Raw genomic sequence first — 6,647 nt, 5'->3', positions numbered from 1 at the left:
TGGTCCCTAGGTTTTGTGCGGGAAAATGGCTGGGAGAGCAGAGGAATGAAGTCCGTCACGATCCTTCCCGTCCTGGCGCTTGGCGCCCTCTTGTCCGGCTGCGGGGTCGCCGCCACGGATTGCGCGAGTGACTCCTCGCGCGATGTGATCACCTCCATCATCCGGGAACAGGTGGAGAAGGCCGCGGAAGCCGAACTGGCCGCCGAAGATGGAACCCGCATGTCCGCCGCCTCGAAGATCCGCGCCACGGTCGCGGAGCTGAAGGTTGTGATTGAGGATATCCGGACCACGAAGAAGGATCCCGACAGCACCAAGCGGTTCTGCGCGGGAACCGCCAAGGTCATCATCCCCCTGGGGATGATCGAGGACGCCGACCAGACCCGCAGGCTTCTGGACCTTCCTGATGTGGACAGTCTGCTGTCGCAGGCCGGCCTCAAGCGGTCGGCAGACTCCGTGACCTTCGACCTTGAGTACAGCGTCCAGCCCACCGACAAGCGGGACAAGATCTACGGCGAGGTCGAGGGCGCCGCGCCCGTGTTCACCACCCTGGGCCAGATCGTCGGCGCCCACCTGGCCCGTCGCGAGATCGAGGGCGCCAGCCAGGCCCAGGCGGCCGAGGTCGCCGCCGCCTCGGCCGAGACCGCCAAGCAGACCGAAGCGGCCCAGAAGGCTGACCTGGACCTCGCCGCCGCCGAGAACAAGCTGGCCAACCAGCAAATCAACGCGGTCTGGAAGGCGCTGCCGGAAGGGGCCCGTACCGAGTTCCTGGAAATCCAGCGCGCCTGGGTGCGCAAGAAGACTGCGGACTGCAACATCGAGGCGGCGGGCGCCTCCACCGAGGTCATGCCCCGGGAGGCCGCCCGCCTTCGGTGTGATACGCGGGAAACCCTGTCCCGCATCTCCGAACTCCAGTCCCTGATGGAATGACTCCATGATTGACCTCTCGACGGCCACCGCCACCGACGCCCTGGACGCCCTGGCCCGCGGGGCCATCACCAGCGAGGCCCTCCTGGCCGCCCACCTGGAGCGGGTCGAGAGGTTCAATCCGGTCCTGAATGCAGTGGTCGCCCTGGATGTCGACAGCGCCTGCAGGGACGCGCGTGCGGCCGATGAAGCGCGGCGACAGGGGCGGCTGACCGGCCCGCTTCATGGCCTGCCCATGACCATCAAGGACATCTTCGCCACCCGGGGCCTGGTCACCACCTCCGGGCATGTTCCCCTCGCCGACTACACGCCGGAGGCGGACGCGCCCGCCGTGGCGGCGCTCCGCGCGGCGGGCGCCGTGGTCTTCGGCAAGACCAACCTTCCGGAGTTCGGCGGGGACATCCAGAGCTACAACGACATCCATGGCCTGTGCCGGAACCCCTGGAACCCTGACCGCACCGCGGGTGGATCGTCGGGTGGCTCGGGGGCCGCCCTGGCCTCCGGCATGACCCTGCTTGAGCTCGGCAGCGACATCGGCGGGTCCATCCGCGTGCCCTGTCACTACAATGGGGTCTTCGGGCACAAACCGACCTGGAACGCCGTGGACCGGTTCGGTGAGGGGCCCCGTCCGCCCGTCTGGCCCCATGCTCTCATGGACCTGGTGGTGGCCGGTCCCATGGGACGGTCCGTCGCCGACATCCGCCTGGGCCTGGACGTCCTTACCGCCGTCACCACCGGGGGGATTCCCGGCGCGCGCCTGCCACCCTCCTCGCCGCGCGCACATTCGGCCCGGGGTTTGAGGGTGGCGATCCACGTGGAAGACCCAGCGGCGCCGACATCGGCGTCCTGCAAGGCTGCGGTCCGACAGGTCGGCGCCCGCCTCGCGGCGGCGGGGGCGCGGGTCAGCGAGCCGGGCCTTCCGGGTCCCGACCTCGCCGAACAGAACGCCCTTTACCGGGACCTCCTCAACGCCGCCATGGCGCCGGCCTACGCCGCCAGCCACCTGGAGTGGAAGGCTGCGGACGAGCGTCGGCACCGGCTCAGAGCGGACTATGCGCGCTTCTTCGAGAACCATGATGTCCTGCTGGCGCCTATCGCCCCCACCCCCGCCTTCCCGCATGTGACCGACGGTCCCATGGGCGCGCGCAAGCTGACCGTGGACGGTGTCGAGGTCGCCTACCTGCGGCACCTCGTATGGGCCGGTCTGGCGACGCTCCCGGGGCTGCCCGCCACCGCCCTGCCCGTCGCCCTGTCGGACGAGGGCCTGCCCATGGGCCTGCAGGTGATCGGCCCCCTCTGGGGCGACCAAACGACCCTGGCCGTCGCCGGACTGATCGAAACCCTGAATGGAGGATTCAGGCCGCCGCCGGGCTATTGAACCTCAGAAGCCGCGGGAGATGGAGAGCCGAACGGTGCGCGGCGCGCCGGGCATGATGTTGTTGTCGCCGTGGCTGGTGGGGGACCAGGAAATGTCGCCCAGGTTTTCGACATTAAGCTGCAGGCGGTAGTCCTCGCCCAGCCTCAGGAAGACCGCGCCGTCGACCCGGGTGAAGCCCGGCAGGGTGACGGCGTTCGAGATCGAGGTGTACATTTCGCCCTGATGGACAACGCCCAGTCCAATGGAAACCCGAGGGGTGACCTCGACCTTGTTCCAGACGGAGGCCGTCAGCTCGGGGGTCAGGGCCGCCCTCCGGCCGACGGGCGCCGCAGAGGTCTGACGGGTGATCTTCGCGGACTGGACAGCCAGGGTCGCCACGGCCTCCCAGCGTTCCGTGACCTTGCCGGTCAGGCTGAGCTCGAGCCCGGTGCTTCTCTGAGCACCTGTCTGTACGATACGGCCTGGGGTGGTGGGATCCAGGGCCTGGGTGTTCTCGCGATCCAGCTGGTAGGCCGCCCCCGTGGCCATCAGGCGGGGACCCAGGTCGGCCTTGAACCCGGCCTCCAGATTGCGGAAGGACTCTGGTTTCAGAGCTTCCGTCGAGAGGGCGAGGCCGGCGAACTGATCGCCCGACGCAGGCAGGCTTGAGACGGAGTAGCTGGCGTAGAGCGTCAGCGGCTCCACGGGCCGGACTAGAAGGCCTAGCCTCGGAGACCAGATCCGGTCGGTCCGCGAGAAGTCACGCCGGCCCGTGTTCGCGGCCCTTCGGTCCTTCAGATCGAGGCTGAAGACGTCGTAGCGAAGCCCCGCCACCACCTGGACCCGGGGGTTTATGTCCGCCTGGACCTGGGCGAAGACCGCAGTGACCTGTGCAACCCCGGTATTGAAGGCGTCGGACCCCATGTTCGCATAGGTAACCGACAGGTTCCGGCGGGTCGGGTCAGTCACAGGGGTTCCCAGCAGGGTCAGGAGCCCGCCGGGCCCGCCGAAGCGTCCGGTTTCCCGCCGGTTGTCCGTCTCCTGACGCCCCAGCTCCAGACCCGCGAGGAAGACCCGCCTGGCGCCCTCCTCACCCTGGGTCCAGACAAGATCGGTCTGGCTGAAGAGGTTGGTGCGATCTGTATAGGCGCGATAAGCCTGAAGCGGATAGGTGGAAGCCTGGCCCTGAGCATCGGCCACGGCCGGGCCAGACGCAAAGACGTTGCCATAGCCCTTGTCGTAGCCGCCCCAGACCGTGCGGTGACGCAGGTTCAGTTCCGCGCCAATGGGCTGTTCGAAGGCCAGTCGCAGGGTATCCCCCTCGAAACGGGACCAGTTCTGTGACGGGTCGCCGAAATAGGCGGACACCGGAATTGCAAGCGGGCGGCCCTGGAATGACGGCGCACCGCGGTCGATGGTCCGGTCGTCCACGAACCTTTCATAGGTGAGCGTTGCGGTCAGGCCGCTGGCGGCGCGGAGCGTGATGGAGGGATTGACGCCCCAGCGCTCGACATTTGTGTAGTCTCGGTAGCTCCCGGAGCGCTCATGGAGCGCGTTCACGCGGCCCGAAAAGGAGGCGCTCAATGGAGCGCCCAGGTCCGTGACAACCCGAAAGTGGCGGAAGTCGCCGGCCTCTGCGCTCAGGCCGACATGGCGGCGTCCGTCGGCGACCCGCGTCACCCGGTTGATCACGCCACCACCGCCGCCGCGCCCGAAGATCATGGCGTTGGGACCCAGCAGGACCTCGACCCGTTCGACGTTGTAGAGGTCGCGATGATACTGGACGTCGTCCCGGATCCCATCGACGAAGAAGTCCGCCGTCGAAGCGTTGCCGCGAAGGTTGGGGGCGTCCCTGTGGCCTTCACCCTGGCCAATCGTGGCCCCGGGAATGAACCGGAGCACATCGGCCATGGACTGCATGGCCTGATCCCGGATCAGGTCCGCCGATACGACGCCGACCGACTGCGGGATATCCCTGAGGTCAGCCGAGGTGCGAAGGGCCGTATCCAGCCTGTACGGGAGGTATCCATCGTCAGGCTGGGCGGTGATGATGAGCGGTGAGACCTGCATCCCCTCCTCCTCCGCCCGCGCGCTTGCGGCGCCCGCAAGAAGGCTGGCGGTGACAAGAAGGACGGCCCGGGTGCTCATGAACGCCTGATGCAACTAAAAATGATAATCGTTCCTAACAAGGACTCGGCCAGTCGTAAATGCGAATTATTCTCAAAACTTGGAAATCTGAGAATCTGGACTTGCCTTGCCTCCCTCGCTGGATGACCTAGGCGGCGATGGCTCCGCCGCTCCCCTCCCTGCCCTGGCGATACCCGCTGGACGCCTTCCATCTCCTGCGGGATACGCCCTTCGCCCTGCTGATCCTCGGCGATGGTGAGAAGGGGCGATGGAGCGCGATCTTCGCCCATCCCCGGTCCCAGGAGCAGGCGGCGGGCGCCGGCGAAGCGCTCGCCCGGGCGAGGAGCTGGCTGGAGAGCCCCGGGCAGACCCCTCCAGCACCTGAAACCGCGCCCTTCCATCCCGGCATCGCCGGCATCCTGGGCTATGATGCGGGGTTACCGGGCGCGGGTCCGCCCTCGGCTCTGGGACTCTACGACCGGGTCCTGGTCTTCGACCACGAGGCCCGGGCGGTGCACATGATCGAGACGCCGAACGTCCCGCCGGAGGGCCGTGACGCTCTCCTCGCGCTTCTGGAGTCCCCCCCTCCGCCCCCTCCTCTCCCCGGCGCGGGACAGGTTGAGGATGTGGAGCCGCGCGAGGCCTTCGGCGGCAAGGTCGAGGCGGTTCGGGCGCGGATCGCCTGCGGCGAGTTCTATCAGGCCAACATCTCCCGCCGGTTCGAGGGCCGTCTCGGGGATGGTGACCACCCCTTCGACCTCTTCCGTCGGCTGGCCCGCTCAAGCCCCGCCGCCTTCGCGGCCTACCTTCGCCTGCCAGGCTTCGCCATCGTCTCCAACTCTCCGGAGCGGCTGGTCCGGGTCCGCAATACGCCGGAAGGTCGTCTGGCGCTTACCAGCCCCATCAAGGGCACAGCGCCTCGGGGCCACACCCCGGAGGCTGACGCCCTCAACGCCCGGGGCCTCCTGGCCAGCGAAAAGGACCGGGCGGAAAACCTCATGATCGTCGATCTGATGCGCAACGACCTTTCACGGGCCTGCCGGTCCGGATCGGTGCGCACGCCCCGGCTGTTTGAACTCAAGACCCTGCCCAACGTGCACCACCTCGTCTCCCACGTGGAGGGGGTTCTGGCGCCGGAAAGGACCGCCATCGACCTGCTGGAAGCCTGCTTTCCGGCGGGCTCCATCACGGGGGCGCCGAAGCTCCGGGCCATGGAGGCCATCCGCCAGATCGAGGGTTCGCCCCGCGGCGCAGACTATGGCTCGATTTTCCGGGCCGGAGCGGATGGTACGCTCGACTCCAGCGTCCTGATCCGGACAGCCACCTGCCATGAGAGACCTGGCGGATGGTCGGTGACCTTCCGGGTCGGCTGCGGGATCACCTCCGACTCTGACCCCGAGGCTGAGACCCGGGAGACCGAAGCCAAGGCCCTGCGGCTGGTCGAGGCCATTGCGGGGACCTGCCCGTGATCGTCTGGCGCGACGGAGACTGGATCGAGGACGGAGATGTCCTGCCGGCGGACGATCGCGGTCTGACGCTGGGAGATGGCCTCTTTGAGACCCTCCTGGCGGTGGACGGCGCGCTGGCGCACGGGGCGCTCCACTTCCGGCGTCTCGCGGGCTCCGCCGCGGCGCTCGGCCTGCCGCCGCCGCCGCGCCCCGACCGACTGGTCGCCGCCGCTCGGGAGACCCTGGTGCGGAACGGTCTGGACACGGGACGGGCCGCCGTCCGCCTCACCCTCACCGCCGGGCGCTCAGCGCGGGGCCTGGCGCGGGATCCCTCCGCCCCCGCCCGGCTCCTGATCACCGCCAATGCGGCGCCGGAGGCCGGGACCCCGGTGCGCCTGGCGACGGCCAGGGTGCGGCGCAACCCCGCCTCCCCGGCCTCGCGCCACAAAACCCTGTCCTACATCGACAGCGTCATGGCCCTGAGGGAGGCCGCCGCCCTGGGTGCAGACGAGGCTGTCCTCCTGAATGTCCGGGGCCGGCTGGCCTGCGCCGCCGCCGCCAACCTGGTCTTCCAGATTCACGGAAGGATCGTCACGCCGCCTCTTTCAGAGGGCGTTCTGCCCGGCGTCACCCGCGCCCGCCTCAGGACGGCCCTGAAAGACCTGGAGGAGCGGCCCCTGACCCAACGCGAAGCAGCGGCGGCGGACGGCGTGGTGCTGACCAACGCGCTTCGCGGACTTCGCCCCGCCCTCTCCTGGGACGGACGCGACCTGCCAGGCGGCGAGTCCCTA

General features: G+C 68.7%; 5 protein-coding genes. 4 read left to right on the top strand and 1 reads right to left on the bottom strand.

The window, feature by feature from the left end; translation table 11 throughout:
• The first annotated feature begins 45 nt into the window (after positions 1-45).
• Together IM632_RS00505 and IM632_RS00500 are read left to right on the top strand one after the other, a co-directional pair.
• Positions 46-927, top strand: coding sequence for a lysozyme inhibitor LprI family protein (locus IM632_RS00505; protein ID WP_296551910.1), 882 nt, complete (start codon positions 46-48; stop codon positions 925-927).
• 4 nt (positions 928-931) lie between these two features.
• The gene (locus IM632_RS00500; protein ID WP_296483032.1) at positions 932-2,302 is read left to right on the top strand and encodes an amidase family protein; all 1,371 of its coding nucleotides are present in this window, start codon (positions 932-934) and stop codon (positions 2,300-2,302) included.
• Between the two features lie 3 nt (positions 2,303-2,305).
• Here IM632_RS00500 and IM632_RS00495 read toward each other — a convergent pair whose 3' ends face one another.
• Positions 2,306-4,429, bottom strand: a complete 2,124-nt coding sequence (locus tag IM632_RS00495; protein ID WP_296521708.1) for a TonB-dependent siderophore receptor — start codon at positions 4,427-4,429, stop codon at positions 2,306-2,308.
• 137 nt (positions 4,430-4,566) lie between these two features.
• Here IM632_RS00495 and IM632_RS00490 point away from each other — a divergent pair, with 137 nt between their 5' ends.
• Together IM632_RS00490 and IM632_RS00485 are read left to right on the top strand one after the other, a co-directional pair.
• On the top strand, positions 4,567-5,877 hold the full coding sequence (locus tag IM632_RS00490) for an anthranilate synthase component I family protein (protein ID WP_296551255.1): 1,311 nt from the start codon (positions 4,567-4,569) through the stop codon (positions 5,875-5,877).
• Positions 5,874-6,647 (top strand): aminotransferase class IV (locus IM632_RS00485; protein WP_296551909.1); only part of this gene is annotated, 774 nt, incomplete at its 3' end. The genes IM632_RS00490 and IM632_RS00485, both read left to right, overlap by 4 nt.

Source organism: Phenylobacterium sp., from assembly GCF_020402505.1.
Classification (GTDB): Bacteria; Pseudomonadota; Alphaproteobacteria; order Caulobacterales; family Caulobacteraceae; genus Phenylobacterium.
This window is presented reverse-complemented; position numbering and strand designations above follow the sequence as displayed.